A 25,209-nucleotide genomic window follows, 5' to 3' on the forward strand; every position below is an offset into this window, starting at 1 on the left:
GGTGACCCCTCGAGTCGCTTCTGGAATGACATTCCAGAGCGTGCTCCGCGCCGCTGGCAGGCGGCGCACACGACGCTGGCACCGGGCTGGCGGGCGCTGTCAGCCGAAGAATCCGACGGTGTCCGCCTGCCAGCCGGGGTCGCCTGCCCTCGCGAAGGCGACCCACGCGCCGTGCATCCTGGCCGCGAGACCTTCCGGGGCGGGATCGGGCCCGAGCAGGCCGGCCTCCCCGTGCAGCCACGGCTCGCCCGCGACGTCGAAGACGAACGGCAATTCGACGGTGTGGGCGGCGCCGAGCCGTCCGTTCAACGCCGTCGAGCGATGGCCGAACGAGTACCGGTGGGTGTGGCCGCCCGAGATCCGCGCGTGCGCCCGCGCCAGGCGTTCGGTACCGGCGCCGAACAGTGTCCACCCGAGATCTGGGCGGCCGTAGAGGTTCCCTTCCTCGGTGTTGGTGCCGATGAGCAGCGCGACGGCGCCGTCGAGAGGACCGTCGGCGGGCTGGACCGGCGACACGAGGCTGAACGGGCTCAGCCCGGCCAGCGGATCCTCGGCGGTTCCGGTCCGCAGATCGAGACCGGCCAGCGCGGGCAGGATCTCCACGAACCGCTCGTCCGGGATCTCTCCGAACGCTCGCGCGGTCGGCTCGGTTCCCAGCGCCGAAGCGGCCGCCGCGGTGACCCGGGCGGCCTGCTCCGGCGTGAAGGCGCCGGTTCCGCTGCCGCTCTGGACGATCGCCCGGCGGAACATTCCCTCGGCCTCCGGCGTCGCGAGCAGCGCGCCGGTGAGCGTCGCCCCCGCGGATTGCCCGAAGACGGTGACGTTGCCCGGATCGCCCCCGAACACCGCGATCGTGTCCCGCACCCAGCCGAGCGCGGCGAGCACGTCGAGCAGCCCCCGGTTGGGCGGAGCACCCTCCAGGTCGAGGAAACCGGGGACGCCGAGGCGGTAGTTCACCGTCACCAGGACGACGCCGTCGCGCGCGAACGCCCGTCCGTCGTACAGCGCGGCGCGGGCCGAACCGGTGACGAAACCGCCGCCGTGCACGAACACCATGACCGGGCGACGGCCGTCGTCCGCCGCGGGGGTCCGGACGTCGACGGTGAGGTATTCGTCGCCGCGCCTCCAGCCGGGTCCGAAATACGGCGTCATGTCGAGCCCGCCGAAGTCGCGCACCGGCTGGGGAGCCGTCGGCCCGGGCCGCGTGCCGTCACGGACCCCTGGCCAGCCAGGGTGCGGCGACGGCGGGAGGAAGCGGCCAGGCCCGATCGGCGCCGCCGCGTAGGGGATGGCGTGGTAGAGCTCCCCGAAGGAGTCGCGTCGGCCGCGCACGACACCGGACGGGGTTTCTGCTTGTACGTACACGAAAAACTCCTCAGGAGAGGGCGGAGAACCCGGCCCACCGCGCGATCGCGAACTTCGATCCCCGGCGCTCGACCCGCAGGGCACCCTGAGCACCGAAATGCGCCGGGAAGACGAGTGCGTTGTCGTCGGCGGCCTGGCCGAGCAGTTTGTGCCGGGTGGCCCGGGAGGCGGCCGGGTCTTCGCAATAGGGCGAATTGGTGTCCGGCTCCACGATCTGCAGCGCGGTGTGCACGAGGTCGCCCACGAACAACGCCCGCTCCCCGCCCGATTCCAGGGTGAGCACGGACGAGCCGGGGGTGTGGCCGGGCGCGGGATCCAGCCGCAGATTCCGGTCGATGCGGTGCGTGCCGTCCCACAGGCGGGTCAGCCCGGCCTCGTGCACCGGCGCGACACTGTCCTCGAAGACGTTCTGATTTCCACGCCCCAGCACGGAATCGTGCCCTTCGGCCGGATTCCAGAAGTCGAAGTCGGGCCGCGGCATCAGATACGTGGCGTTCGGGAAGGTCGGCACCCAGGTGCGGCCGTCGAGCCGCGTGTTCCAGCCGACGTGGTCGATGTGCAGATGCGTGTTGACCACCACGTCGACGTCCTCGGGCCGCACCCCGGCCGCCGCGAGGTTGTCGAGGTAGGCGGTGTCGAGGCGGTTCCACACCGCCGCGTAGGGCCGGTCCTTGTGGTTGCCTGCCCCGGTGTCGACGAGGATCGTGCGTCCTTCGCTGCGGATCAGCCAGGACTGCAGCGCCGCACGGCATTCGTTCGTCTCTGGGTTCCAGAAGCCGGGCGCCAGCCAGTCGCGGTGTTCGTCCCACGCCCCGCCGGGGCTGTCCGGCAGGAACTCGGCCGGGGTCATGCCGAGCGAACCGTAGAACTCCTTGACCCGGGTGACCGTGACGTCCCCGATGGTGATCTCGTCCATGTCACCGAGCCTGGAGGCCGGTGAGCGCCCGGACCACGCCCCGGTTTTCCTCCCACTGGGAGGGTGTGGCCGAGGGCGCCCGCGCCACGGATACTCGGGTTCATGGACGGACCTGGCCCGCTCGGCGACTTCTTGCAGGCGAGAAGGGCTCAGCTGCGCCCGGAAGACGTCGGCCTCCGCGACTTCGGGGCGCGCCGCCGGGTGGCCGGGCTGCGGCGAGAGGAACTGGCCCAGCTCGCCGGAGTCAGCGTCTCCTACTACGCGCGGCTGGAGCAGGGCATGTCGCGCGGCGCCTCGGCCGAGGTGCTCGACGCCATCGCCCGCGCGCTCCGGCTCGACGGCCACGAACGCGAACATCTCGAACGGCTCGCCACCGCCGCCCGCCGCGCCCCGCGGCCACGCCGCCCACGGCTCGAGAAGCTCCACGCCGAGACGCGGGATCTCCTGGACACCGTCGACGCTCCGGCCCTGGTGCTCGGGCGCCGCTCGGACGTCCTGGCGTGGAACGCCCTCGGCCACGCCCTGCTGGGCGGGCATCTGGACTTCCACGCCCCGGACGACCCGGCGCGACGGCCGAACATGAGCCGGATGCTGTTCCTGGACCCGCACTGCCGGGACCTGTACGCCGAGTGGAAGCGGAAGATCCGCGCGGTGGTCGGCAACCTGCGGATCGCCGTCGGCAAGCATCCCGAAGACCCGTTGCTCGCGGAACTGATCGGCGAGCTGACGATGAAGAGCCCCGAGTTCGTCGCGCTCTGGAGCGACCATCGCGTGCGGCCCTGTGACGCCGAAAGCTACGAACTGCGGCATCCGGTCGTCGGCACGGTCACGGTGGCCCAGCAGACCCTGTCGATCGCCCGTTCACCGGATCAGTCGCTGATCGTGTGCACGACTCCCGCCGGCTCGTCCGACGCGCAAGCCCTCGCGCTGCTGCGGCAAGCGGGATCAGGCCTTGTCGTGCACGGTGATCGCGTAGCCGTCCAGGTCCGCGAAGGCGAACGTGCGGCCGAACGGCCCGTCGAAGGGCTCCGTGAGGATGGTGACGCCGGCGTCGGCCAGCCGGTCGTGCAGGCCCTGGGCGTCGTCGGCGTGCAGCCACATCGCCACCCCTGACCCCGGTCGCGGGGAGATGGCGTCGAGATCCGTGCCCGGCATGGGTTCCCGCACCGCGAACGGGATCGTCTCGGTGCCGAAGACCACCGCGTGCGGCGGCGCGACGGGAAGCCTGTTCAGCCCGAGGTGGGTCTCGTAGAACGCGGCGGCACGGTCGAGGTCGCGCACCTGCAGCGAGAAGAAATCGGGTCCGGTCACGGTCATGTCGTCCTCCATGTCAGGGTGTTGACATAGCCAACGTATGTCATGATGCTGACATGAGTCAAGGCGAGACGGTCGGACCGCTGGACCTGTCGGTGGGGTACCTGCTGAAACGAGCGGCGACGGCGCTCCGGACGGCGATGGACTCCGCGTTGCGTCCCCTCGATCTGACCGTGCCGCAGTACTCCTGCCTCGAAGTGCTCTCGCAGCGGCCGGGACTGTCCAACGCGGAACTGGCCAGGGCCGTGTTCGTCACCCGCCAGTCGATGAACCTGGTCCTGCGCGGATTGCAGGACCGCGGACTGGTCACCCGGCCGGCGACGGCACCTCAGGGCCGGGCCCTGCCGAGCACCCTCACCCCCGCCGGCCGTGCCCAGCTCCGCGCCGCGAGCGGCGTCGTGCGCGCGGTCGAGGAGCGGATGCTCGCGCCGTTTTCGCCCGCCCAGCAGGGCAGGTTGCTGCACGACCTCGCCGCCTGCACCGACGCGCTCGCCCCCGAGGAGTGACTCAGGACCTCTTGCTCACCAAGGTCTCCGGCTTGAACGCGTACACGTCGGCCCCCTGGACCAGCACGTGCCATTCACCGCAGACCTTGTCGGTCCGGCGCTCCTGCCCCGGCGGCCACCATTCGGCGGCGAGCGTGGCCTGCTGTTCCGCGGCCGCCCCCGGCACGCAGACGGCGGGCAGCGTCCCGCCGGTGAACTTCAGGAGCCGCTCCGAACCGGTCGTCCGGATGACCTCCGTGACCGACGCCGCCCCGTCCGGCACCCACTCCGGCAGCCGGGCGTCCTTGTCGCGTTTGCCTTCCGCGCCCGTCGCGTAGCCGACCGTCTTGACGTGCCCGTTCGCTTTTTCGGTCAGCCCTTCCTTGAGACCGCATCCGGACAGGGCGACCGTGGCCGTCGCGGCGGCGATGACCGCCGCGGTGATCTTCGTGTTCATACGATCGAGTCAACCTCGTCGAAACCCCCCGCGGGATCGGACTTTCGGCTCGCCCTGGTCGCCATCCGGCCGATCTCCACGACGGATAACCGCCAGCGATCGGTGGCGATTCACGCCACAGTGGTCGTCATGACGACGACAACAGACGCCCTGTCCGTACTCAAGGGCATGTACGCGGCGGAAGCCGAGTACCTCGCCGCGGGCGGTCCCGGCCAGGCCACCTTCGCACCGCTCGCCCCGTTCTTCGCCCCCTCCGTGGTGCTGTACCAGGCGGATTCCTTGCCCTACGGCGGAATCTGGCGCGGCCGCGAGGGCATGGAGCGGTTCTTCACCGCGATGAGCGACACCTGGGACGTCTTCGACATGGTGGAGCAGAGCTTCCTGAGCGAGACCAGCCCGCTGGTCGTGCTGACCCACGTGCACGCCCGTGCCAGGGCCACCGGCGACGAGCTCGATTTCCCGATCCTGCAGACGATCACCGTCGAGGGCGGGCGCATCACCGAGGTGCGGCCGTTCTACTGGGACACCGCGGCGATCGCGGCGGCCTGCACGAACTAACATTCCGATGATGACCGCCTACCAAGATCTCGAGCTGTTCGAGGAAGCCGCTTCACTGCCGGAGCGGCAACAGAAGATCCTGCTGACCATCCGCGAATGGGTGATGGAGTACGGATACTCGCCGAGCACGCGCGAGATCGGTGAAGCGGTCGGGCTCCGCTCGACGTCCTCGGTGTCGAAGCACCTCGCGGCCTTGGAGGAGAAGGGCTTCCTCCGCCGCAGCAGCTCGATCTCCCGCCCCATCGACGTCCGCGCCTTCCTGCACGGCACCACGTCGAAAACGTCCACAGAGGACTCCGTGCCGGTCCCCGTCGTCGGTGACATCGCCGCGGGAACGCCGATCTCGGCCGTCGAGCACGTCGACGACGTGATGACCCTGCCGCGTGAACTCACCGGGCGCGGCAACGTCTTCGGGCTGCGCGTGCGCGGTGACTCGATGATCGACGCGGCCATCTGCGACGGCGACATAGTCGTGGTGAAGCAGCAGCAGGAGGCGCATTCCGGCCAGATCGTCGCCGCGATGATCGACGAGGAGGCCACGGTCAAGGTGTACCGCCGCCGCGACGGCCACGTGTACCTCGAACCGCGCAACCCCGCCTACGACGTCATCGACGGCGACCGCGCGAGCGTGCTCGGCGTCGTGGTCTCGGTGCTGCGCAGCGTCTGAGCCGTTTTTGTCGGTGCCCCGGAGTAGCTTCCGGCCCATGTACGAAATCGACTTCGTCGAGTTCCCGTCGAGTTCGGCGGCGGGCTCGGGCGAGTTCTTCGAAACGGCCTTCGGGTGGACGGCGGCGGCGTACGGCCCGACGTACACCGACGTCCAGGGCGGCGGCGTGGTCTCGTTCGGTTTCCAGCAGGACACCGCGCGGCAGACGGCGGCGCCGCTGGTGACGATCCGCACCGACGACCTCGAACGGGCGAAGGCTTCCGTCGAGGCCGCGGGCGGAGTCGTCACGGCCGAGCCGTTCTCGTTCCCCGGCGGGCGCCGGTTCCACTTCCGCGAGCCCGGCGGCGCCGAACTCGCGGTGTGGTCCCCGGATTCCTGACCTCAAGCGGCGAAGCCCAGCACCAAGGAGGCGGCGACAGGCGCCATGTACATCAGCGGGAACGCGACGTGCGACGGCCAGTGCGCGCGGAGCACGGTGATCACGGCGCCGGTGAAGTAGAGCACCAGGCCGATCCCGGCCGCGACGCCGAGCGCGGGCACCCACAGGCCGGCGATCAGGCCGAGCGCGCCCGCCGCCTTGGCGACGCCGAGCGGCGTCCACCAGCCACGGGGAACGCCGTAGTCGGCCAGCGGCTGCACGACCCACTTGGCGCGGAAGAAGATCGAGGCGGCCGAGAAGGCGGCCATGAACGCTCCGACGACAGTGACGATGACATAGGCGGTGGTCATTTCGGTTTCTCCTCGGGTTCTCGGTGGTTCGCCGGGTTGACCCGCGCCGCACGCCGGATGTGACAACCTGGCCGCGGAGGTGCTCATGACCTGCGTCACATCCCCCGGCGGCACGCCGATCGGCTCTGAGCTACTGGCGGACTTCGTCGCCTGACGAAGTTTTGGAGCGAGCGCTCTGTTATTCTCGCGTCGTGGCCCGCCCCCGTGTGCACGACCTGGACCGGCTGCTCGACGCGGCCGAGCGCCTTGTCGTCGACGTCGGCGCGCAGGGCGTCACCGTCCGGTCGCTCGCGACCGCCGCCGGGGTGTCCAACGGCACGATCTACCACGCCTTCGGCTCGCTCGGCGCCTTGCTGGCCCGAGTCTGGCTCCGCGCGGCGGGCGAGTTCCTCGACCTTCAGACCGAACTGGCCGACCGATCGGCGGACCCCGCCGCGGCGGTCGTCTCCGCCGCGAGCGCGCCGGCCGTGTTCGCCGACCGAAGGCCCGAGGCCGCCCGCTTGCTCATCACGGTCAAGAGGGAGCACCTGCTCGGTCCGCAGGTCCCCGACGACCTCGCCGGTGACCTCCTGGCACTCGACAAACGCCTGATCGCGCTCCTGGTCCGGCTCGCCGACCGGCTTTGGGACCGGCGGGACGCTCAGGCCGTCGAGGTTCTCACCACCTGCGTGGTCGATCTGCCGACGGCCCTGTTCCGCCGCGCGTTCACCGCGGGCGAGCCGATCTCCGAAGACTCCCGCACCCGGCTGAGCGCCGCGGTGCGCGCCATACTCCTGCTCCCGCCCCCACGAAAGGACTGACATGCCCACTCTGCGCCACGACGCCCCGGTGTTCCTCCTGGACCTCGGCGACGACGAGAACCGCTTCTCCCCCTCCTGGCTGGAAACCGTCCATTCGCAACTGGACACCGTCGTCGCCTATCCGGATCCGGCCGTGCTGGTCACCGTCGGCTCCGGGAAGTTCTACTCGAACGGCCTCGACCTCGAATGGCTCACCGGCAACCCCGCTCAGGCCGCGCAGTACGTCGCCGACGTCCACGAACTGCTGGCCCGCGTCCTCACGCTCGGCGTGCACACGGTCGCCGCGATCAACGGGCACGCGTTCGGCGCCGGGGCCATGCTGGCGATGGCGCACGACTTCCGGGTGATGCGCGCCGACCGCGGGTACTTCTGCTTCCCCGAAGCGGATATCAACATCCCGTTCACCCCGGGGATGGCGGCGCTGATCCAGGGCAAACTCACCCCCGCCGCCGCGATCGCGTCGATGACCACGGGACGCCGCTTCGGTGGCACGGACGCGCGGGACCTGGGTCTCGTCGACGCCGTCGCCGAGAAGCCCGCGTTGCTGGAGTACGCGGCCGACCTCGTCCGCCCGCTGGCAGGCAAGGATCGCGGCACGCTGGCCGCGATCAAGACGACGATGTTCACCCCGGCCGTCACCGCGCTTCGCGCCAAGTAGCCGTCGTGCCCACCGACGACGCGGCGTTCGATCGCCTGGTCGGGCCGCTGCGCCGCGAGCTGCACGCCCACTGCTACCGCCTGCTCGGCTCGGCCCACGACGCCGACGACGCCCTGCAGGACGCGCTCCTGCGGGCTTGGCGGGGGATGGACGGGTTCGAGGGCCGCAGCTCGATGCGCACGTGGCTCTACACCATCGTCACCCGCGCCTGCCTGGACATCGCGGCCGCGCGGGGCAAGCGGGCCTTGCCGATGGACCTCGGCCAGTCGAGCGAGCGAGTCGTACTCGAAGACGCCCCGGCGACCGAGGTGGCGTGGCTCGGCCCGTACCCGGACGCGCCGGACGCCCGGTCCGAGCGGCGCGAGGCCATCGAGCTGGCGTTCGTCGCCGCGTTGCAGCACCTGCCGGGCAACCAGCGGGCCGCACTGGTGCTCTTCGACGTCCTCGGTTTCTCCGCCGCCGAAATCGCGTCCACAATGGACACTTCGGTCGCGGCGGTGAACAGCGCGCTGCAACGCGCGCGGGCGATCGTGGCCGAGAAGGTCCCAGCGCCGGGGCGCCGGCCCGAAGACGCCCTGACGCGCGAGATCGCCGCGGACTTCGCCTCCGCGCTGGAGCGTGGCGACGCCGGCGCGCTCGTGGCGTTGCTGACCAAGGACGTCACCTGGTCCATGCCGCCGCTTCCGCGCTGGTACAGCGGCATCGACGCGGTGACCGACTTCGCGGTCGCGGTCCCGCTGGGCCGGTGCCCGAGCTGGCGCACCGAGGTCCTCACCGCCAACGGGCAGCCCGCCGTCGCCTGCTACCTGGGCGAATCGGCCGACGCCGTCCATCGCGCCTGGTCCATCAACCTGCTCACCCTGCGCGAAGACCGGATCCGCGAGATCACCTCGTTCCTCGACGCGGATCTGTTCACGCGGTTCGGTCTTCCCCCGGCGAAGGCCTGAGCATGCGGAAGAGGGTGTTGATCGCGCTGGCGGTGGCCGTCACCATCGTCGGCGTGGTCCTCGGTGGCGCGTTCGCCTTCCAGCGCAAGCTGATCTACCTCCCCGAGGCAGGTCCGCTCACCGGTGCCGCCGGCGTCCTGCCCGGCGGCAGGGACGTCACGCTCACCACGTCGGACGGACTGAGCCTGTCGAGCTGGTACTTCCCGGTCACCGGCGCGAAGGCGGCCGTGCTGGTCGCGCCGGGCAACGCCGGGAACCGGTCGTACCGCGTGCCGATGGCCCGCGCGCTGACCGCCCGCGGGCTCTCGGTGCTGCTCTTGGACTATCGGGGCTACGGAGGCAACCCCGGTGAGCCGTCCGAGGACGGCCTCGCGCTGGACGTCCGTGCCGCACAGGACTTCCTGGTCCGCGAGGCCGGGACACCACTGATCTACTTCGGCGAGAGCCTCGGCTCCGCGGTCGTCACCGAGCTGGCCGTCGAGCGGCCGCCGTCCGCGCTCGTGTTGCGTTCGCCGTTCGTCGACCTCGCGTCGGTCGGACAGCGGCACTATCCGTTCCTACCGGTCCGCTGGCTGCTGCGGGACGAGTTCCCGACGAGGGAAAACGTCGCGCGAGTGAAGGCGCCGGTGACCGTCGTGTACGGCACGGCGGACTCGATCGTCCCGGCCGAGCAGAGCCGCGCCGTGGCGCGGGCGGCCGGTGCCGAGACGGTCGAAGTCCCCGGCGCCGATCACAACGATCCGGCGTTGTCCGACGGACCGGAACTGATCGGCGCGATCGCGGGCGCGGTTCGCTGACGGGCTCAGGCCCGGTTCGCGCTCCGGCCCAGCGACAGGGCGTGGCCAGGGTTGAGTTTCCGGCCGAGGCGGTCGGCCTTGGGCCAGCGGACGTCCGTCGCCCAGCCCGCCTTCTCGAACAGCCAGATCAGCCGCGCCGAGATGTCGAGCTGGCCACGGCGGACGCCGTGCCGGGCGCCGGTGGGGTCGGCGTGGTGGGAGTTGTGCCAGGACTCACCCATCGAGGCGATGGCGAGCGGCCAGAAGTTCGCGGATTTGTCGCGGGCGGCGAACGGGCGATCGCCGATCATGTGACAGAGCGAGTTCACCGACCAGGTGACGTGATGCAGCAGCGCCACGCGGACCAGGCTCGCCCAGAAGAACGCGGTGACCGCGCCCCACCACGACATCGTGATCACGCCGCCGAGGACGGCCGGCGCGAGCAGCGTCACGACGGTGAGCAGCGGGAACAGGCGATCGATCCGGGCGATGTCACGGTCGGCGAGCAGATCGGGGGCGAACCGGTGCGCGTTGGTCTTCTCGCGCTCGAACAGCCAGCCCATGTGGGCGTGCCAGAAGCCGCGGGCCAGCGCGGCCGGGGTGGTGCCGAACCGCCACGGGGAGTGGGGGTCGCCCTCGCGGTCGGCGAAGGCGTGATGGCGCCGATGGTCGGCGACCCAGCCGATGACCGGGCCCTGCATGGCCATACTGCCGGCGACCGCGAGGGCGATCCGCAGGCCGCGGTTGGCCTTGAAGGCGCCGTGGGTGAAGTAGCGGTGGAAACCGATGGTCACGCCGAGGCCGGTGAGGAAGTAGAACCCGGCGGCCAGGCCGAGATCCACCCAGCCGAGGCCCCAGCCCCAAGCGAAGGGGACGGACGCGGCCAGTGCCAGCAACGGCACCACCGCGAACAGCTTGACGAGAAAGTTTTCGGTGTTGCTCTGCTCCCCGGACAGCAGGGGCTGTGGTGCCTGCCGCTCTTCGCTGTCCGGGTGTCTTAGAACTGAAGTCATATCGCCGCTTCTTGTCGATGGCCAGGCTGTGCCTCTTGCCAGCCTGATACCGGCCTTGTCAGCCGATGTCACGGCGCGACGCACGAAGGGCGACGCCCGCGACGAATTCTGCGCGAGCGTGCTTGGACAACACGACACCCAAAACGTTGGTCTACCCCGGTCAACGAACGGCGTCGGCCGAAGGTTCCGGTGCGGGGTAAGAAGGTTCGCGAAAAAGATCCATGTATCGCTCGCCTTGGGGCGTCGCGGGGTCGTGTCGCTCGACCTGGGTGTCGAGCGGGTGGCTGAACAGCGCACTGTCGGTGCTGTGAGTTTTGACTGTGAAACCTTTCGAAGGGACCGCGGGGTTCGCGGTCTTCGGCGAGGCCGGGGGCGAATTCCACCCGCCTCGTGCCGGAACGGCGTCGCGCCGCGAAGACGCCGCCGTCTCCCAGGATACACGCCCCGGGGCCGAAACCCCAGGGCGTCGGCATCCCTCAGCCGGGCACCGTCACATTGAGCGCAGCCACGACCGTTCGCTCTTCGTGGGCGAAATGCGCTTCGAGCGTCCCCGCGAGTGCGTCGAACTCGTCACGCAAGCGGACGGGGTCACTCTCGCCGTGGACGTACCCCTCGACGAGCTCCCGGATCCGCTTCTGCAGGTCCGCGACGACGACATGGTCCTCCCCGAGCTCGGTCAGCACCGGCGCGAGCGCCGGAAACCGTTGCGCCAACATGGGAAACGCGCCCATGTCCTCGCCGGTGTGATGTTTGGTCAACGCCTCGCAGAACGAAACGCAGTGCGCCCGCAGGGATTTCTCGATGACGAGCGTGTCCGCGCGCCCGGCCACGATGTCGTCCACCCCGGCTCGCAGCGTCTTCAGCTCGTCTCGCAGCCAGTCGTGGACCTCCACCATGAAGTCGCCCATCCCCCGCACCCGCTCGTCGAGCCGGTGCAGGATCACGACCGGCAGTTCGCGCGTCGTTTTCGCCTGGTATTCGGCGAAACCCGGCTCCTCGGCGACGATCTTCGCGAACAACGCGTCACGTTCCGCCGCCGGCGGAACGGCCGCGATGGCCTCGTAGGTCTCGGTCCCCGTATCGATCGTGACCCGGTGGTCACGCCGGATGTTGTGATACCAGCCCGGATGCGCCGGCGCCCCCATGTTCGAAGCGACGACGACGGTCTTGCCGTCGATTTCGAGATACCCCAGCGGATTCGTCCGCCGCTCACCACTCCTGGCGCCGACGGTGGTGAGCAGGATCAGCCGCCACCCCTCGAACATGCCGCCGAGCTTTCCCTTGCTCTGCCTGAATTCCTCGATCACCTGGTCGTTGAAGCCGGTCAATGCGGTCCTTTCCCGTCGATGTGTCGACAGGAGGGCGCGGAACCGCCACCGGAAGAGCGCACACGAGCCCGGACGCACCCGGTTTCGGGCGCATCACATGGAGGCGTCATCCCACGACGTGGGGATGACTGAATACGAGAGACGGTGTGTGCCGATCTCCAGTGGCCGAGTAGCCGCTACCTCCATGCGTAGGCCCATACGGGGCTCGGGGACGACGTTAGCACGAGACCAGGCCGATGCGCACCCGCCTTACCTTATCGAAAGACACTCGACGACCTAAGGCGCGCTTCGCACCCTTAAAGGCGCTTCGCGCTCTTAAGAAGGCTTCGCTACCTATTTCCGAAACATTTGCCCACTGGGCCGTTTGGGCTAGCGCAGGTGTTCGATTCGGAGTAACGTCGGTGTCGTGGCCAGCAACGATGCACCCCAGAGGACGTCCACCGAGTGGTGGCGCGCCGACACCGCGACGCTGCATGCCCGCAAACAGGAACTGGAAGTCCTGAAGCGCCAAGCGGATGCGGAGCAGAATGCGATCCTGGCGGAAATCAATCGTCGCGGGGTGCGCGGATGTTCGGGCCATTCGACGTTGGCGGGGCTGATTGTCGAGGACTTCCTGGTGTCGGACAAGGAAGCCGGCGCTCGTGCCGATCGGGTGCTGGCGCTGCATCCCGGCCCGGCCATCGGCGGGGATCCCGAGCCACCGTTGGCGCCGTTGACGGCTGAAGCCGCCGCGGAGGGCGCGATCGGCGGGTCGCAGATCGACGCGATCATCAAGACGCTCGCCCGCATCCCGTCCACCGTCCCGGAGGAGGACGTGCGAGCCGGGGAGAAGATCCTGGTCGCACTGGCTCGCCACGCCGGACCCCGCCAGATCATGCGCGCCGGACGCCGCCTGCTGGACGAACTCGACCCCGACGGGAAAGAGCCGCGGAACGAGGACCCGAAAGACACCCGGCCGGAGTTGCGGTTCGTCAAGCACCGCGACGGCACCCTCGGTCTCAAAGCGCGCCTCGATCTGGAAACCTACGCCCGCCTGAAATCCGACCTCGACCCCATGGCCAAACCCCACAAAGCCATCGACGGGGTCCGCGACTCCCGCACCCAGGACGAACGCTACGGAGACGCCTTCACCGACTATGTGCGGCTGAAGACCACCAGCCGCAACCTCCCCGGCCAAGCAGGCGAAGCCACCCACATCCTCGTCACCATGTCCTACGACGACCTCATTCGGGATATCGGCGAAGCCCACCTGGACCTGGTCGGCCCGATCAGTGCCACCGACGCCCGCATCCTCGCCTGCGACGCCCGAGTCCGCCCCGGTGTTCTCGGCACCGCCGGCGAACCACTCGACATCGGCCGGTCGAAACGCACCGTATCGCTAGCGCAGAAGTACGCGTTGACACTTCGCGACGGCGGCTGCGCCTTCCCCGGCTGCGACATGCCCGTGCCCCGCTGCACCGCCCATCACATTGTTTTCTGGCGACACCACGGCGAAACGAAGATCGACAACCTCGTGTTGTTGTGCACCAAGCACCACCGGTTGATCCATCGCAGCGAATGGAAAGTCCAGATCGCCCAAGACGGCCTACCCGAATTCACCCCACCCACCTACCTCGACCCCACCGGCACACCGAGACGCAACACCATGCACCTCAGGACGTAGGCCGAACCGGACGCTGAGGGACCTCCCTGGTGCCCGTCAGTCCACATGGGACACAATCTCGAGTCGTAGTACCCGATTCGGCACTTCGCCAGTGGCGTGAGCGAAGCGCGTCCAGCGACACCAATCGGGCATTGGCGACCCGAGTGTCGGGTGTCGACTCGGAGAGCACGGCCAGTCCAGAACCACGAAGGCCTGCTCGGCAGAGGCTCGGTCATACCTTGCTCCGCTCTCGAGAACCCACCACCTCAGACCGAACGCCCCTGCCAAGGCTCTCCGCATCACGACCGGCTCGCCCCGCCGCCACCTACCAGAATCCCCTGCGTGAAAGGCGCTTTCCCGCATCCGATGCGGCGAAGGTCCCCTTCAGCTCACCTGCCCGATCCAAGACGCATTCCCCCACCCGATCCGGCGAAGCCCCCCTCACCTCACCTGCCCGATCCGACCCATCCCGATCAATCCCGCGGCACCCGACGGAATCCCTGATCCAGCGCCAACTCCCCGACCACCTGGTCCCCGCTCGTCTCCCCGGTCAAGCGGAACCCGAGCCTCAGGTAGAAGCGCTCGGGCCCGTCGTCGCCTGGGTGCCAGGAAGCGGTGAGGCGGCTGCCGCCACGCCGGCGGATCTCGGCGGCCACGGCGTCGACCGCGAACCGGCCGTAACCCCGGCCCTGCTCGCCTGCCGCGATGGCGAGCCGCCAGAGACCCGAGCGGATGTCCGTACCCGTTCCGTCGCCGGCGAAGTCGATATCCAGGAAGGCCATGAGGAAACCGACCAGCCGGTCACCGTCGAAAATGAGGCGAGGCCAGGCGACACCGGGGTGCACGTAGGCCTCGGCGAGGGACTTCACGACCGGCGCGACCAAATGAGCTTGCTCCGGGTGGACCTTCAGTTCGATCGCGGCGTCGAAGTTGGCGGCGGTGACCTCGGCCAGCCGGAGCTTGCTCGTCATATGCGAACCGTAAACCGATGATCAAGCCATTTCGTCCAGCACCGCCCGGATCACGTGCCTCGCGTTTCCCGCCATCGCCTCGTTGGTCTCCCGGTAGTACGGCAGCGCGATCAGCGCCTGCGAGAGCGTCCGCGCGCGACCGCGGCTCCAGGTCGCGTCGTCCACGCTCAAGGCCTCCCGGAAGGCTTCCCTCGCGTCGGTGGGCAAGAGATTCCACGCCGGGAACAGGTCGCACGCCGGATCGCCCGCGCCCATGCAGCCGAAATCGATCACCGCGGAGAGCCGACCGCCGTCCACGAGCAGGTTGCCCGGCATCAGGTCGGCGTGCAGCATCACCGGCGCCGCCGACGGCTCGGGCGACCCCAGCGCGTTCTCCCAGAGAGCGAGGACGGCGTCGCAGTCCACGTTCTCCTCGGGGATCGCGCGCAGACGTTCGATCGCCGATCGCGTCTCCGCGTCCAGCGTCGTGAGCGGTCCGCCGCGGTGTGCTTTCGGCGCCCGCGTCGTGGGGATACGCCGCATCGCCAGCACGAACCCGGCCAGGTCTTCGGCCAATTGCCGGGGCAGGCGGAGCGCGTCCGGCCGCGGGTTCTCGCCCGGCAGCCAGCGATACACCGACCATGGCCACGGGTAGCCGTCGGCGGGCGCCCCCGCTCCGAGCACCTCGGGGATCGGCGTCGGCAGCCGTGACGCGATACGCGGCAACCACTTCTGCTCCAGCGCCACGTCTTTCGCGCCGCCGTTGGTCAGCGGCAGTCGTACGACCATGTCGTCGCCCAGCCGGAACATGGCGTTGACCGTGCCGCCGGACGGCCATCGTTCGACCGTCCGCCCGGCCCACCGAGGGAACTGTTCCGCGAGCAGCTTCCGTACCAGGTTCTCGTCGACCACGCCGGACATCCAACCACCGCACGGGCATCATCGAGCCATGCCGATCCTCACCGGCCCCGAGCCGCTCACCCCGGACACCACCGTCCGCCCGGCCCGCCCGGGCGAGGAGGACGCCGTACTCGACCTCCTCGCCGAGGCCGCCGCCTGGCTCGCCGGGCGCGGCATCCACCAATGGCCGCACCGCTTTCCCCGTGAGTCGGTGCGCGATCAGATCCAGGCGGGCGAGGCGTTGCTGGTCATCCGGAACGGCGAGCCGATCGCGACCTGCGTGGTGACCGAGGCCGATCCCGGGCTCTGGGGCGACAGGACGGAACCGGCCTACTACCTGGGCCGCCTCGCGGTCGCGCGGGAGGCGGCCGGAGCCGGGCTCGGGAACACGATCATCGACTGGGTCGGCGAGAAGGCCGCGCTTCACGGCAAGGCCTTCGTCCGGGTGGCGACCACAAGGGACAACCCGGCCCTGCGCGGACTCTACGAGCGCAGGGGTTTCGAGCACGTGGCCGACCCGCCCGGGGCGAAATGGCCCACCAGCCTCTACGAAAAGGAGGCCGGATCACGGCAGGCCGAGGATTTCCGGCCGTGAAGCGTATTCCCGCCAATGCCGTCCCGGATCCGGGACGAGGCGGCGATGTTCGAGATCCAGCAGCCCGGAAAGGCTTTCCACCTCGGCCACGACGGCTCCGTCCGGTGCCACGAACTCCTGGACGACCCGGGACACCTTGCCCGGCTCCCAGGTGAACCTGGTCAGGACGTCGATCCGCGCCCGGGCACGCAGTTCCCGGCGGAACCGGATCGTCGTTTCGAGGTTCACCGGGCCGAGGTTCCCGGCCTTGAGCGCCAACGGGTCCACGCCCGCCGCCCACACGCACTCCCAGCGCGCGTGATCGGCGTACGCGAGGTAGGCGGGGCCGCGGACGTGACCGTTGATGTCCAGGTCGTCCGTGCGGATGTCGATGGTGACGCGGAAAGGTTCGGGCACCTCCCGATCTTCGCCTCGGCGGGCGGCCTCAGTCTGGAACGTTTCGGCCAGTCCAGGACCGCACGAGCGCGCCGGGCGAAGCGCCGGACAGCCTGCGGCATTCGCGCCCGAGGTGGGACTGATCCGCGTACCCCACGTCAGCGGCGACGTCGGCGAGCGACGCCTGGTCCCGCGCAACGGCCCCGACGCGCTCAAGGAACCGGTGGAAGCGCAGTACCCGCTGCAACTCCTTGGGACCGACACCGACGTCATACCGCACACGCCGCCGAAGACCGCGCTCACTCACACCCAGCTCCGCGGCCACCCGGTCGGTACGAGCACCGGGCGCACGCAGCGCGCGAGCGGCCGCGAGAGACAGCCCGTCCACCTCGACGTCCCGGAGCCTTTCGGCGATCAGTGTTTCCAGCACCGATCGCGCCTCGCCGGGTGTGGCGCACCCGGCCAGCTCGGACTCGGCGCGGCGCGCACCGGCGGCCCACAGGTCGCGCAACGGGGTGGCACCCGCGCTCAGCTCCGTCATCGGCAGGCCCAGCACCGCGCCCCCGACGCCGCACCTCAGGCGCAACCCGACGGTCCAGTCCGCCGACGGCAGCTCGTGCCGCAGCACCCCGCGCACCGTGGTGACAGCGGCGAGCACCGCCCCGTCCCAGACGAGGTCCACGCAGCCGTCGGGGAACACCCTCAGTGGACGACGGCAGCCCACCACACCCGTCCATGCGCTCTCGACCACGCCGGTCACGGCCGCGACCGGCGTGCTTTCGCGGTACACCGAACGGCCCGAACGGCGGCGCAGCGGAACACCCACGTCCGGCAGTATGCCCCCGCCCACCGACAAGATGCGCTTCACCTGATCTTGCTGAAGACTTGCCGCCGTGCTGCGACCGGTGCTCGACCCGTCCTCCGCCGAGTGGATCTTCCCCAGGCTCGGCGGGGCGTTCGGCGCGGCAGGCCGCACGGTTCCGCGTGGCTACGCCGCCTACGCGCGTCTCTGCCACCCCGCCGAGCGCGACCGCGGCGGCTGGGCGAGCTGGTGTGAAGCCGCTGCCGAAACGGGGCGGCGCGCCCATGGCGCCATGCAGTGGCACGCGCTGGTCGGCTCCCCGGATCCGGTGAATCTCACCGGCTCACTCTGGCGCGGCTCCCCTCCGGGGCGCGGCACGCTGCCGTCGCACAGTCTCACCGCGCTGTTGGCCGTTCTCGGCGACCACACGTCCGCTTCGGACGCCTGGTTCGGCCTCTGGGACGGCTATGGCTGGGCCGACGAGACGACGTTGTCCCGCGAGCACCTCGACGCGCCGCGCCTGCGCCATCCCGGCCGGGACTACCTGCTCTTCCACGGACCGCTGACGTCCGCGACGGAACTCGGCTGGCGGCCCCGGCCGAACTGGTTCGAAGCCCAGTCGCCCAACCTGTTCTGGCCGGACGACCGCGCGTGGTGCGTGGCCACCGAAGTCGACTTCGATTCGACCATCGTCGCGGGCGAGGATGCGCTCGTCGACGCCCTGGTCAAGGCACCGGGCCTGGAGGTGTGGCGGATCGAATCCGACACCTCGCTCGCGGCCGACGGAGACCGGATCAACCAGCTGCGGTGAAGGTCAGCGCTCTTCGATCGCGTCCACCTTCGCCGGGTAGAACGCCACGTGGTCCTTGATCCCGGCGACCGCGTCGTGCGGCGCCTCGTAGGTCCAGACGGCGTTCTGGGCGACGCCGTCACCCGTGCGGATGCTGTAGTACGACGCGTCGCCCTTGAACGGGCAGTACGTCGAGTGGTCCGTCCGCTCCAGCAGGCCGAAGTCGACATCGGCACGCGGGATGTACTGCGCGGGCGGGTAGTTCGCCTCCCGCAGCGTGAGCGCGTTCGCGCTGTCCGCCACGACCTTCCCGCCGACCGTGACGACCACGCGCGCCTTGTTCGGCTCCACCGTGATCGGGTGGGCCGCGCTGGGCTTCAACACCTTTTTGTCAGACATACCGGGCACAGCGACGCCGAACGCGCGGATATTCCCCTCAAGGCAGGTAGTACATCGGATTCGGCAGCTTGACCGGGAATTCGGCGTAACCGCCTTCGAGGTCGCTGAACTGGTCGCCGAAGTTGGCGAGGATGGTCACGCCGGTCGAGGCGATGTGCTTCCGCGTGCCCGATTTGTACTGGACGGTGGTGCAGGTCAGCCCGCACGGCAGGTAGCCGGGTGCGGTGGTCTTCGGTTTGAAGAACGCCCCCGCCGGCGCCGGGTAGCCCTCGTTCGCGAGGTTCTTCAGCGACCGCGGGCCCTGGAATTCGTTGCGCCCGGTCAGGAAGTAGATCTTCACGCCGCGCCGCGCCGCCCAGTTCGCCAGCTCCAGCACCGGTTTGTTCGCGACGAACGTGCCCTTGTCGATCGCTTCCTGCTGCTTCACCGGGTCGAAGCCGAAGTCGTTGTCCGCTTCCCAGCCGTAGGTGACCTCGGCGGTGTCGTCGACGTCGAACACGACGGCGGGGTTCTTCACGCCGCGGTCCAGCCGCCGCGTGAGATAACGCTTGGCGTCCTCGACCTGGCGCCGGGTGTCGGAGACGAACCGGCTGGTGTCGGAGTACCGGTGCTTGCCGTCGCTGCCGACGACATCGCCGTAGTAGGCCTTCACGTCGAGCTTGACCTGGCCGATGTTGGCGGGCTCGTGACCGCGCCACCCGTCGGCGTCGCCGGTGTTCGCGACGGCGGTGGCGCCGCCCGCGAGGACGGCCCCGGCGGCCGCGGCGGCGGCCAGTTTCAGCAGACCGGTGAACCGGCTCATGGAAATGCTCCTCACGTCAGCTGTGCGCGGCAAAGGAACGCTACTCCAGAACGACCGATTCTGGTCAGTACCAAAGTAGCTTCTTCACCACCGCGCGGTTTCAGCTTGCGCCGCAAGGCATCCGGGTCTATGTCGAGACCCCGGACGAGGATCTCCAACCGACCGATATCGTGTTTTTTCAGCAATACACGAAGATTCTTCTCGCTGTACGGTCCGTGCTCGAACACCCGGAACGCCCGGATTCCCGGCGGCGGAGTGTTCCCGGTCAGATAAGCGATGCGTTCGTCGAGCTGCCACAAGCCGTGCCGTGCCGCGTAATGCCGCACGAGCCCGGCCCGGACGACGGCGCCGTCGGGGTCGACGATCCATTCACCCGGTTCACGCGCGGGGATCTCGTCGGGGTCGGCGTCGGTGACCGTCCACTGTGCACCGTCCGAACGCAACACCGTCGCGCGGCGTGACACCGTCGAACCCACTCCGCGCCACAGGCACGCCTCGCGGACCTGACCGTCCAAAGAGACCAGTTCGACCTCGTCCGCCCAGGGCGCGATGGAGAAATCGAGGCCCGGCGCGCATTTGACCGAAAGTTCGCGGCCAGGATAGGCGTCGACAAGGCCGTCCAGCGGTGGCAGGAAATCGGCGGGCTTCCACGCCCGGCGCCCGGCGGAGTCACGGCGGGCGGGGTCGGCGACGACGACCGAAGCCCGGCTGACCGGCCGCAACGCGTCAGCACGCACCAGAACAGGCGAAACCCCGGCCTCGGAAGCGTTGTGCCCGGCCATCGCCAGCCGGACGTCGTCCAGGTCCGAGCCCAGCGCCTTGGCGGCGACGCGGGCGATCTCGACCAGGTCCGCGCCGACGGAACACGTCACGTCGTGGACGTCACGGCCGGCGAGCCGCGCAGCCCGGTGCCGGGCGACCAGCGTGGCGCTGGCCTGCTGGAGGGCGTCGCCGGTGAACAGCCACGAGCCCGCGGAGTCCAGTTTGGCCGACGACTTCCGCCGCAGCACCACCGTTTCCAGTACCGCGGCCGCGTGATCCGGGGCGATCCGGCGCACGGCGGCGACGTCGGCGATACGGGTCTTGTCGGTCAGCGGCAGGGAAGAGCATTCGGCGAGCGCCGCGCTTCCCGCGCCGGAGCGCAGGAAGGCGACGTCGTCGAGGGTGAACCGGTACGGCAACCTACGATCGCTTGGTACCGGTGATCATCACGTTGTAGAACAGCTCGCGCGGCAGCACCTTGGCGAGCAGCTTCTTGTCCAAAGCGGACAGCCGCAGCCACAGCCGGTACGCGAACAGACGCCAGCGCAGGGTCAGCTTCTCCTGCGGCACGGCGGCTTCGAAGGTCCGGATCGGCCAGCCCGCGAGCGCCGCGGCGAACTCCTCGGTGACCGCGCGGACGTCCTGCGCTCCCGCGCCGCGGGCCATCGACTCCAGTTCGGACGGGTCGAAGGTGTGGATGTCGACCACGGCCTCCAGCGCGGCCGCGCGGGAGGACTCGTCGAGCTCCTCCTGCGGGCGGCGCCAGCCGTTCAGCACCGGGAGCTTGGTCAGGTTCGTGGTGAGGTACCACGTGATCTGGCCGAGCTTGCGCGCGTAGAAGTCGCCGACCTTCGTCGGCTCGCCCGCGAAGACGAACCGCCCGCCCGGCTTCAGCACCCGCAGCACCTCGGCGAACGCCGCGCGCACGTCCGGGATGTGGTGCAGCACGGCGTGCCCGACGACGAGGTCGAAGCTGTTGTCCTCGTACGGGATCCGCTCGGCGTCGGCGACCCGGCCGTCGACGTCGAGGCCGAGGTTCTCGGCGTTGCGCAGCGCCACCTGCACCATGCCCGGCGAGAGGTCGGTGACCGAACCCTTCTTGATCACCCCGCCCTGCATCAGGTTCAGCAGGAAGAAACCGGTACCGCTGCCCAGTTCCATCGCGGTCGGGTACGGCTGGCCGTCTTCACCGGCGACGGCGTTGAACACGTCCGTCGCGTAGGAGATGCAGCGCTCGTCGTAGGAGATGGACCACTTCTGGTCGTAGGTCCCGGCTTCCCAGTCGTGGTAGAGCACGTTGGCGAGCTTGGGGTCGTCGAAGGCGGCCTTGACCTCGTCGGCGGTGGCGTGCGGGTTCGGCGCCGGATCGTTCACCTGCGTCATCGCGCTTACTTCCCCTCGAAGGTGGCCTTGCCAGGGCCGTTTTCGATGAACGACTTCATGCCGTTGCGCTGGTCCTCGGTCGCCCAGAGCGCGGCGAAGAGGTGGGATTCGAGCTTGAGACCGCTCGCGAGGTCGGTGTCGAGACCGCCGTCGATGGCGGCCTTCGCGGCGCGCAACGCCACGGCCGGGCCTCCTCCGAACTGCGAGGCCCACTTGTGCGCGGCGGCGTAGACGTCGTCCGGTGCCACGACCTCGTCGAGGATGCCCAGCGCGAGAGCCTCTTCGGCCTTCACGAACCGGCCGGTGAACACCAGGTCCTTGGTCTTGCTCGGGCCGATGAGGCGCGCGAGGCGCTGCGTGCCGCCGGCGCCGGGGATGACACCGAGCTGGATCTCCGGCTGGCCGACCTTGACGTTGTCGCCGGCGATCCGGCGGTCTGCGGTCAGCGCGAGTTCGAGGCCGCCGCCCAGCGCGTAGCCGGTGATGGCCGCGACGACCGGCTTCGGGATGTTCGCGATCGTGGCCAGCGACGCGGTCAGCGCGGCGCCGAACTTCGCGATCTCCGGGTAGGTGCGCTCGGCCATCTCCTTGATGTCCGCGCCACCCGCGAAGGTCTTCTCACCGCCGTAGAGGATCACGGCGCGCACGTCGTCGCGCTCGGAGGCCTCACGGGCCGCTTCGGCCAGCTCGGCCTGCACCTGGTTGTTCAGCGCGTTGACCGGCGGGCGGTCCAGCCGGATCGTGCCGACCCCGCCTTCGACCTCGAGACTTACGAACTCTCCCACGCCGTCCTCCTTAACCGTCCAAGACAGAGTGCAGGCTACCGGTCAGTACGACCCGTCAGCGGCGACGGGCGAAGAAGCGATCACCGGACCGTTCGAGCAGGAGGTCCTGATCGAACGTCTTGGACAGGTTGTCGCTGGTCACGACGTCGTCCACGAGACCGGAGGCGACCGCGCGGCCGTCGCGCAGCAAAAGCGCGTGGGTGAATCCCGGCGGGATTTCTTCCACGTGGTGGGTGACGAGCACCATGGCCGGGGCCTCGGGGTCGAGGGCCAGCTCCGAAAGCCGGGCGACGAGGTCCTCGCGGCCGCCGAGGTCGAGGCCGGCGGCGGGCTCGTCGAGCAGCAGCATCTCCGGGTCGGTCATCAGCGAACGCGCGATCAGCGTCCGCTTGCGCTCGCCCTCCGACAGCGTCCCGAAGGTGCGGTCGGCCAGGTGCGCGATGCCGAGGGCGCCGAGTAGCTCCACGGCGCGGTCGGTGTCGAGGCTGTCGTATTCCTCACGCCAGCGGCCGACGACGGCGTAACCGGCGCTCACCACGACGTCGACGACGCGTTCCTCGCCCGGCACACGCTGGGCGATCGCGGCCGAGGTGAACCCGATCCGCGGGCGCAGCTCGAAGATGTTGACCTTGCCGATCCGGTCGCCGAGCAGGTCGACCGTTCCGGTGGTCGGGTGGAGTTCGGCCGCGGCCAGCCGGAGCAGGGTGGTCTTGCCCGCGCCGTTCGGGCCGAGCACCACCCAGCGCTCGTCCAGTTCCACGGTCCAATCGAGGTCGGCGAGGAGGTCGTTGCCTGTTCGGCGGACCCCGACACCGGTCATCCTCACCACGAGGTCGTCAAGTTCGCTGGGCTGGATCGGCTCGCTCACGCGCCCATTGTGTCCGCACTCGCGCGCGTGTGTGCACCGGGCCGCCGGTCGGCGGAAAGCGGCTGGTCCAGGAAGTGGGACGCGGCGCCCCTGGGCAGGACACTGTGGCACCATCGGCGACGTGATCAGGTCCGTGTCCGCCGCCTTCCCCGTCATCGGGGGCTCGTTCTGGCGCCGCCGGGCCATCGACCTGCTCCTCGTCGCCTCGTGCGGGTGTACCACCGCGCGACACGGCTGAGTTCCCCCTCTTCCGACGGCACCTCCGTGTCGCGCCGCGCTCCGCCCTGCTTCCGCGCCCGCGAACCTCACGAGGAGCCTCTCCGTGACCACGTCCATCACGCCCCGCCAGGATTTCGAGATCCACCCGCGGCTGACCGACCCGCTGCTGCCCGAACTGCTGCACCCCGACCGCCTGCTCTGGACGCCCCGCGAACTGGCCGGGCTGACCTCCACGGTCACCACCGAGCTGACCTCGGGTCTGCGCGGCCTGCTGCGCTTCGACCCGGACCACCGCTGGTGGGCGCGGCTCGCGCTGACCGACGGCGTCGAGCTGTGGCTGCTGTCGTGGCTGCCCGGCCAGCGGACCAAACCGCACGACCACGGCGGCGCGTCCGGTTCGTTCACCGTGCTGCAGGGCGAGATCGGCGAGGAGTACCGCTACCCCGGTGGTCCGGTCCGGCGCCGCACCCACGTCGCGGGAGAAAGCATCGGCTTCGGCGCGGGGCGCGCGCACCAGGTGACCGGTATCGGCATCGAGCCCGCCGCCAGCGTCCACGCCTACTCGCCGCCGCTGGTCGCGACCCGCGAATACACCACGCTCGCCGACGTTCCCGCCGAGATCCCCTCGCTGGCCCCGATACTGGCCCGATGAGCGCGATCGAGAGCCTGCTGGCCGCCGCCCGGGCCGGACTGGACCGGGCGGAGCCCGAGCGGGCCCTGCGGCTGCAACGCGACGGCGCCCTGATCGTGGACATCCGCCCGCACGCCAACCGGGCCGAAGAGGGCGAGATCCCGGGCTCGGTGGTCGTCGAGCGGATCCACCTCGAGTGGCGGCTCGCGCCGGACAGCGAATGGCGGCTGCCGGAGGTGAAACCGGACTCCACGGTGATCGTCGTGTGCAACGAGGGGTACTCGTCGAGCCTCGCCGCCGCCGACCTGCAGCGACTCGGCCTGCCGGGTGCCACCGACCTCGAAGGCGGGTTCCGGGCCTGGCGTTCGGCCGGCCTCCCGGTCCGGGAAGGCGGCACCCCCGCCGTTCCCTAGCGGCGGACCGCCAGCCTGGCGACCGACTCCGGGGTGAGCGGGAGCGCGGCGTGGATCCCGGTGCCACGCGTCGGCCTGGGGTTGACCAGCACGCCCGTCGCCGCGGCGCGGCCGGCGGCCGCGAGCACGACCTCGCGGCCGGTCCGGTGCCGGATCCGGCCCCAGCCCGCGCCGGTGACCGCGCGGTACTCCGCCAGCAATCGCTCGTCGGTGAAGACGCAGAGCCAGTCGCCGTGCGCGCCGAGCCGGGCCGGGACCGGGGCGCCCGCCTCGTCCGCCGGGCCGCACACCGTGCCGTCGAGGAACATCCGCATGACCGAGGGAACCGGGTCGCGGGGATTTCGCTCCCGTCCCGGACGGACGTTCTCGGCGATCCACCGCGAAGCGAGCCTGAAGTCTTCGCCGGTGAGGTCTTCCTGGAAACCGTCGAGACTGTTCTTGACGCTGCCCAGGAAGTCGTAGAACCGCCGGGTGCAGGTCCGCTCGGAGACCGGCACCCGGCCGCGGCCGACCATGGTCCTGATCCGGCCGACCATGCCCGCCCCGCCGTGCACCGGATCCACGCCGAGGTTGTAGGCGGTCCAGACGATCTCGGGCATGAGCGGGTCGGCGAACCGCTCGAGAACGCGGTTCAGCCGCAGAAGAACGATCTCGCGCACCCGGCCGGGCTCGGCGTCCTCGGCGATTCCCCAGATGCCCCGCAGCTCCGGCCCCAGCGCGCGGAGCAGCCCGTCCTGCCGGATCCCGGCGCGGGCGTGGACATGGTGCAGCCGGTCCTTGGCTCTGCGCGATGTTTTCGTTTCCTTAGCCGAAGCCACCATTCCTCCGCCATTCGGATCGGCCCGGCAAAGTGTATTTCACCGGGCCGATCCGCATTGTT

The 25,209-nt window shown here is 70.0% G+C and carries 31 protein-coding genes and 1 pseudogene; 14 read left to right on the forward strand and 18 right to left on the reverse strand.

The window, feature by feature from the left end; genetic code table 11:
- Window positions 1-99: 99 nt before the first annotated feature.
- Together ACZ3HL_RS41700 and ACZ3HL_RS41705 are read right to left on the reverse strand one after the other, a co-directional pair.
- Complete coding sequence (locus ACZ3HL_RS41700) at window positions 100-1,365, reverse strand: carboxylesterase/lipase family protein (RefSeq protein WP_465537344.1); 1,266 nt, start codon at window positions 1,363-1,365, stop codon at window positions 100-102.
- Window positions 1,366-1,375: 10 nt separating this feature from the next.
- Window positions 1,376-2,281, reverse strand: a complete 906-nt coding sequence (locus ACZ3HL_RS41705) for an MBL fold metallo-hydrolase (protein ID WP_465537346.1) — start codon at window positions 2,279-2,281, stop codon at window positions 1,376-1,378.
- 102 nt (window positions 2,282-2,383) lie between these two features.
- Here ACZ3HL_RS41705 and ACZ3HL_RS41710 point away from each other — a divergent pair, with 102 nt between their 5' ends.
- Window positions 2,384-3,394 carry a helix-turn-helix domain-containing protein gene (locus tag ACZ3HL_RS41710; protein ID WP_465537348.1) on the forward strand — a complete coding sequence of 337 codons (1,011 nt, stop codon included), beginning with the start codon at window positions 2,384-2,386 and terminating at the stop codon, window positions 3,392-3,394.
- On the opposite strand, the pseudogene ACZ3HL_RS41715 reads toward ACZ3HL_RS41710, so the two are convergent.
- Window positions 3,308-3,610, reverse strand: a pseudogene (locus tag ACZ3HL_RS41715) (VOC family protein); the annotation flags it as partial. The gene ACZ3HL_RS41710 and the pseudogene ACZ3HL_RS41715 overlap by 87 nt on opposite strands.
- Before the next feature lie 41 nt (window positions 3,611-3,651).
- On the opposite strand from ACZ3HL_RS41715, the gene ACZ3HL_RS41720 reads away from it, so the two are divergent.
- Entirely contained in the window at window positions 3,652-4,101 is a 450-nt protein-coding gene (locus ACZ3HL_RS41720; RefSeq protein ID WP_465414094.1) for a MarR family winged helix-turn-helix transcriptional regulator, read from the forward strand.
- Window position 4,102: 1 nt separating this feature from the next.
- Here the strand turns inward: ACZ3HL_RS41720 and ACZ3HL_RS41725 are convergent, their stop codons facing one another.
- Window positions 4,103-4,537, reverse strand: a complete 435-nt coding sequence (locus ACZ3HL_RS41725; protein WP_465414096.1) for a hypothetical protein — start codon at window positions 4,535-4,537, stop codon at window positions 4,103-4,105.
- A 129-nt stretch (window positions 4,538-4,666) separates the two neighbouring features.
- Between ACZ3HL_RS41725 and ACZ3HL_RS41730 the strand changes: the two genes are divergently transcribed.
- The 3 genes from ACZ3HL_RS41730 to ACZ3HL_RS41740 are packed head-to-tail and all read left to right on the forward strand — an operon-like array spanning window position 4,667 to window position 6,141.
- Window positions 4,667-5,095 carry a nuclear transport factor 2 family protein gene (locus ACZ3HL_RS41730; protein WP_465537350.1) on the forward strand — a complete coding sequence of 143 codons (429 nt, stop codon included), beginning with the start codon at window positions 4,667-4,669 and terminating at the stop codon, window positions 5,093-5,095.
- 10 nt (window positions 5,096-5,105) lie between these two features.
- Window positions 5,106-5,762, forward strand: coding sequence for a transcriptional repressor LexA (gene lexA / locus ACZ3HL_RS41735; RefSeq protein ID WP_465414100.1), 657 nt, complete (start codon window positions 5,106-5,108; stop codon window positions 5,760-5,762).
- Window positions 5,763-5,799: 37 nt separating this feature from the next.
- Complete coding sequence (locus ACZ3HL_RS41740) at window positions 5,800-6,141, forward strand: VOC family protein (RefSeq protein WP_465414102.1); 342 nt, start codon at window positions 5,800-5,802, stop codon at window positions 6,139-6,141.
- Window positions 6,142-6,143: 2 nt separating this feature from the next.
- Here ACZ3HL_RS41740 and ACZ3HL_RS41745 read toward each other — a convergent pair whose 3' ends face one another.
- Window positions 6,144-6,491 carry a DoxX family protein gene (locus ACZ3HL_RS41745; protein WP_038509265.1) on the reverse strand — a complete coding sequence of 116 codons (348 nt, stop codon included), beginning with the start codon at window positions 6,489-6,491 and terminating at the stop codon, window positions 6,144-6,146.
- A 191-nt stretch (window positions 6,492-6,682) separates the two neighbouring features.
- Here ACZ3HL_RS41745 and ACZ3HL_RS41750 point away from each other — a divergent pair, with 191 nt between their 5' ends.
- Genes ACZ3HL_RS41750 through ACZ3HL_RS41765 form a run of 4 tightly spaced genes read left to right on the forward strand, consistent with a single transcriptional unit; the run spans window position 6,683 to window position 9,693 of the window.
- Entirely contained in the window at window positions 6,683-7,291 is a 609-nt protein-coding gene (locus ACZ3HL_RS41750; RefSeq protein WP_465414105.1) for a TetR/AcrR family transcriptional regulator, read from the forward strand.
- A 1-nt stretch (window position 7,292) separates the two neighbouring features.
- The gene (locus ACZ3HL_RS41755) at window positions 7,293-7,949 is read left to right on the forward strand and encodes an enoyl-CoA hydratase-related protein (RefSeq protein ID WP_465414107.1); all 657 of its coding nucleotides are present in this window, start codon (window positions 7,293-7,295) and stop codon (window positions 7,947-7,949) included.
- A gap of 5 nt (window positions 7,950-7,954) precedes the next feature.
- Window positions 7,955-8,896, forward strand: a complete 942-nt coding sequence (locus tag ACZ3HL_RS41760; RefSeq protein ID WP_465537352.1) for a sigma-70 family RNA polymerase sigma factor — start codon at window positions 7,955-7,957, stop codon at window positions 8,894-8,896.
- Between the two features lie 2 nt (window positions 8,897-8,898).
- Window positions 8,899-9,693 carry an alpha/beta hydrolase gene (locus ACZ3HL_RS41765; RefSeq protein WP_465537354.1) on the forward strand — a complete coding sequence of 265 codons (795 nt, stop codon included), beginning with the start codon at window positions 8,899-8,901 and terminating at the stop codon, window positions 9,691-9,693.
- Between the two features lie 5 nt (window positions 9,694-9,698).
- Here the strand turns inward: ACZ3HL_RS41765 and ACZ3HL_RS41770 are convergent, their stop codons facing one another.
- Together ACZ3HL_RS41770 and ACZ3HL_RS41775 are read right to left on the reverse strand one after the other, a co-directional pair.
- Complete coding sequence (locus ACZ3HL_RS41770) at window positions 9,699-10,685, reverse strand: acyl-CoA desaturase (protein ID WP_465414113.1); 987 nt, start codon at window positions 10,683-10,685, stop codon at window positions 9,699-9,701.
- 476 nt (window positions 10,686-11,161) lie between these two features.
- Window positions 11,162-12,013 (reverse strand): nitroreductase/quinone reductase family protein, encoded by an 852-nt coding sequence (locus tag ACZ3HL_RS41775; RefSeq protein WP_465537356.1) that lies wholly within the window; start codon window positions 12,011-12,013, stop codon window positions 11,162-11,164.
- 406 nt (window positions 12,014-12,419) lie between these two features.
- Between ACZ3HL_RS41775 and ACZ3HL_RS41780 the strand changes: the two genes are divergently transcribed.
- Window positions 12,420-13,676 carry an HNH endonuclease signature motif containing protein gene (locus ACZ3HL_RS41780; protein ID WP_465537358.1) on the forward strand — a complete coding sequence of 419 codons (1,257 nt, stop codon included), beginning with the start codon at window positions 12,420-12,422 and terminating at the stop codon, window positions 13,674-13,676.
- A gap of 452 nt (window positions 13,677-14,128) precedes the next feature.
- Here the strand turns inward: ACZ3HL_RS41780 and ACZ3HL_RS41785 are convergent, their stop codons facing one another.
- Together ACZ3HL_RS41785 and ACZ3HL_RS41790 are read right to left on the reverse strand one after the other, a co-directional pair.
- Window positions 14,129-14,626, reverse strand: a complete 498-nt coding sequence (locus ACZ3HL_RS41785; protein ID WP_465537360.1) for a GNAT family N-acetyltransferase — start codon at window positions 14,624-14,626, stop codon at window positions 14,129-14,131.
- Between the two features lie 21 nt (window positions 14,627-14,647).
- Window positions 14,648-15,526, reverse strand: a complete 879-nt coding sequence (locus ACZ3HL_RS41790; protein ID WP_465537361.1) for an aminoglycoside phosphotransferase family protein — start codon at window positions 15,524-15,526, stop codon at window positions 14,648-14,650.
- 28 nt (window positions 15,527-15,554) lie between these two features.
- Between ACZ3HL_RS41790 and ACZ3HL_RS41795 the strand changes: the two genes are divergently transcribed.
- The gene (locus tag ACZ3HL_RS41795) at window positions 15,555-16,100 is read left to right on the forward strand and encodes a GNAT family N-acetyltransferase (RefSeq protein WP_465537363.1); all 546 of its coding nucleotides are present in this window, start codon (window positions 15,555-15,557) and stop codon (window positions 16,098-16,100) included.
- Here the strand turns inward: ACZ3HL_RS41795 and ACZ3HL_RS41800 are convergent.
- Complete coding sequence (locus tag ACZ3HL_RS41800; RefSeq protein ID WP_465537364.1) at window positions 16,071-16,496, reverse strand: acyl-CoA thioesterase; 426 nt, start codon at window positions 16,494-16,496, stop codon at window positions 16,071-16,073. The two genes, ACZ3HL_RS41795 and ACZ3HL_RS41800, sit on opposite strands and share 30 nt — an antisense overlap.
- 28 nt (window positions 16,497-16,524) lie before the next feature.
- Complete coding sequence (locus ACZ3HL_RS41805) at window positions 16,525-17,301, reverse strand: helix-turn-helix domain-containing protein (RefSeq protein ID WP_465537366.1); 777 nt, start codon at window positions 17,299-17,301, stop codon at window positions 16,525-16,527.
- A 67-nt stretch (window positions 17,302-17,368) separates the two neighbouring features.
- Between ACZ3HL_RS41805 and ACZ3HL_RS41810 the strand changes: the two genes are divergently transcribed.
- Entirely contained in the window at window positions 17,369-18,088 is a 720-nt protein-coding gene (locus tag ACZ3HL_RS41810) for a hypothetical protein (protein WP_465537368.1), read from the forward strand.
- A 3-nt stretch (window positions 18,089-18,091) separates the two neighbouring features.
- Here ACZ3HL_RS41810 and ACZ3HL_RS41815 read toward each other — a convergent pair whose 3' ends face one another.
- The 6 genes from ACZ3HL_RS41815 to ACZ3HL_RS41840 are packed head-to-tail and all read right to left on the reverse strand — an operon-like array spanning window position 18,092 to window position 23,066.
- Window positions 18,092-18,466: a DUF427 domain-containing protein gene (locus ACZ3HL_RS41815; RefSeq protein ID WP_465537370.1), complete on the reverse strand. Its 375-nt coding sequence runs from the start codon at window positions 18,464-18,466 to the stop codon at window positions 18,092-18,094.
- A gap of 37 nt (window positions 18,467-18,503) precedes the next feature.
- Window positions 18,504-19,268, reverse strand: coding sequence for an HAD family acid phosphatase (locus tag ACZ3HL_RS41820; RefSeq protein WP_465537372.1), 765 nt, complete (start codon window positions 19,266-19,268; stop codon window positions 18,504-18,506).
- Between the two features lie 11 nt (window positions 19,269-19,279).
- Complete coding sequence (locus ACZ3HL_RS41825; RefSeq protein WP_465537374.1) at window positions 19,280-20,449, reverse strand: class I SAM-dependent methyltransferase; 1,170 nt, start codon at window positions 20,447-20,449, stop codon at window positions 19,280-19,282.
- 1 nt (window position 20,450) lies between these two features.
- Window positions 20,451-21,413 (reverse strand): class I SAM-dependent methyltransferase, encoded by a 963-nt coding sequence (locus ACZ3HL_RS41830; RefSeq protein ID WP_126732853.1) that lies wholly within the window; start codon window positions 21,411-21,413, stop codon window positions 20,451-20,453.
- Between the two features lie 5 nt (window positions 21,414-21,418).
- Entirely contained in the window at window positions 21,419-22,198 is a 780-nt protein-coding gene (locus ACZ3HL_RS41835; protein WP_409496435.1) for an enoyl-CoA hydratase/isomerase family protein, read from the reverse strand.
- Window positions 22,199-22,253: 55 nt separating this feature from the next.
- Window positions 22,254-23,066, reverse strand: a complete 813-nt coding sequence (locus ACZ3HL_RS41840; RefSeq protein WP_465537377.1) for an ABC transporter ATP-binding protein — start codon at window positions 23,064-23,066, stop codon at window positions 22,254-22,256.
- A gap of 322 nt (window positions 23,067-23,388) precedes the next feature.
- On the opposite strand from ACZ3HL_RS41840, the gene ACZ3HL_RS41845 reads away from it, so the two are divergent.
- Complete coding sequence (locus ACZ3HL_RS41845) at window positions 23,389-23,937, forward strand: cysteine dioxygenase (protein ID WP_465537379.1); 549 nt, start codon at window positions 23,389-23,391, stop codon at window positions 23,935-23,937.
- Window positions 23,934-24,329, forward strand: a complete 396-nt coding sequence (locus tag ACZ3HL_RS41850) for a rhodanese-like domain-containing protein (protein ID WP_465537380.1) — start codon at window positions 23,934-23,936, stop codon at window positions 24,327-24,329. Before ACZ3HL_RS41845 ends, ACZ3HL_RS41850 begins: the two co-directional genes overlap by 4 nt.
- On the opposite strand, the gene ACZ3HL_RS41855 is transcribed toward ACZ3HL_RS41850, so the two are convergent.
- Window positions 24,326-25,150: a hypothetical protein gene (locus ACZ3HL_RS41855; RefSeq protein ID WP_465418552.1), complete on the reverse strand. Its 825-nt coding sequence runs from the start codon at window positions 25,148-25,150 to the stop codon at window positions 24,326-24,328. The genes ACZ3HL_RS41850 and ACZ3HL_RS41855 overlap by 4 nt on opposite strands.
- Between the last annotated feature and the right edge of the window lie 59 nt (window positions 25,151-25,209).

The sequence above is a fragment of the Amycolatopsis sp. NPDC000009 genome (assembly GCF_055563465.1).

Coding starts and splice junctions, on each gene's coding strand:
- ACZ3HL_RS41705 (WP_465537346.1), bottom strand. CDS start 2,281: ATGGACGAGATCACCATCGGGGACGTCACGGTCACCCGGGTCAAGGAG.
- ACZ3HL_RS41710 (WP_465537348.1), top strand. CDS start 2,384: ATGGACGGACCTGGCCCGCTCGGCGACTTCTTGCAGGCGAGAAGGGCT.
- ACZ3HL_RS41720 (WP_465414094.1), top strand. CDS start 3,652: ATGAGTCAAGGCGAGACGGTCGGACCGCTGGACCTGTCGGTGGGGTAC.
- ACZ3HL_RS41725 (WP_465414096.1), bottom strand. CDS start 4,537: ATGAACACGAAGATCACCGCGGCGGTCATCGCCGCCGCGACGGCCACG.
- ACZ3HL_RS41730 (WP_465537350.1), top strand. CDS start 4,667: ATGACGACGACAACAGACGCCCTGTCCGTACTCAAGGGCATGTACGCG.
- lexA (WP_465414100.1), top strand. CDS start 5,106: ATGACCGCCTACCAAGATCTCGAGCTGTTCGAGGAAGCCGCTTCACTG.
- ACZ3HL_RS41740 (WP_465414102.1), top strand. CDS start 5,800: ATGTACGAAATCGACTTCGTCGAGTTCCCGTCGAGTTCGGCGGCGGGC.
- ACZ3HL_RS41745 (WP_038509265.1), bottom strand. CDS start 6,491: ATGACCACCGCCTATGTCATCGTCACTGTCGTCGGAGCGTTCATGGCC.
- ACZ3HL_RS41755 (WP_465414107.1), top strand. CDS start 7,293: ATGCCCACTCTGCGCCACGACGCCCCGGTGTTCCTCCTGGACCTCGGC.
- ACZ3HL_RS41765 (WP_465537354.1), top strand. CDS start 8,899: ATGCGGAAGAGGGTGTTGATCGCGCTGGCGGTGGCCGTCACCATCGTC.
- ACZ3HL_RS41770 (WP_465414113.1), bottom strand. CDS start 10,685: ATGACTTCAGTTCTAAGACACCCGGACAGCGAAGAGCGGCAGGCACCA.
- ACZ3HL_RS41785 (WP_465537360.1), bottom strand. CDS start 14,626: ATGACGAGCAAGCTCCGGCTGGCCGAGGTCACCGCCGCCAACTTCGAC.
- ACZ3HL_RS41790 (WP_465537361.1), bottom strand. CDS start 15,526: ATGTCCGGCGTGGTCGACGAGAACCTGGTACGGAAGCTGCTCGCGGAA.
- ACZ3HL_RS41795 (WP_465537363.1), top strand. CDS start 15,555: ATGCCGATCCTCACCGGCCCCGAGCCGCTCACCCCGGACACCACCGTC.
- ACZ3HL_RS41815 (WP_465537370.1), bottom strand. CDS start 18,466: ATGTCTGACAAAAAGGTGTTGAAGCCCAGCGCGGCCCACCCGATCACG.
- ACZ3HL_RS41820 (WP_465537372.1), bottom strand. CDS start 19,268: ATGAGCCGGTTCACCGGTCTGCTGAAACTGGCCGCCGCCGCGGCCGCC.
- ACZ3HL_RS41830 (WP_126732853.1), bottom strand. CDS start 21,413: ATGACGCAGGTGAACGATCCGGCGCCGAACCCGCACGCCACCGCCGAC.
- ACZ3HL_RS41850 (WP_465537380.1), top strand. CDS start 23,934: ATGAGCGCGATCGAGAGCCTGCTGGCCGCCGCCCGGGCCGGACTGGAC.
- ACZ3HL_RS41855 (WP_465418552.1), bottom strand. CDS start 25,150: ATGGTGGCTTCGGCTAAGGAAACGAAAACATCGCGCAGAGCCAAGGAC.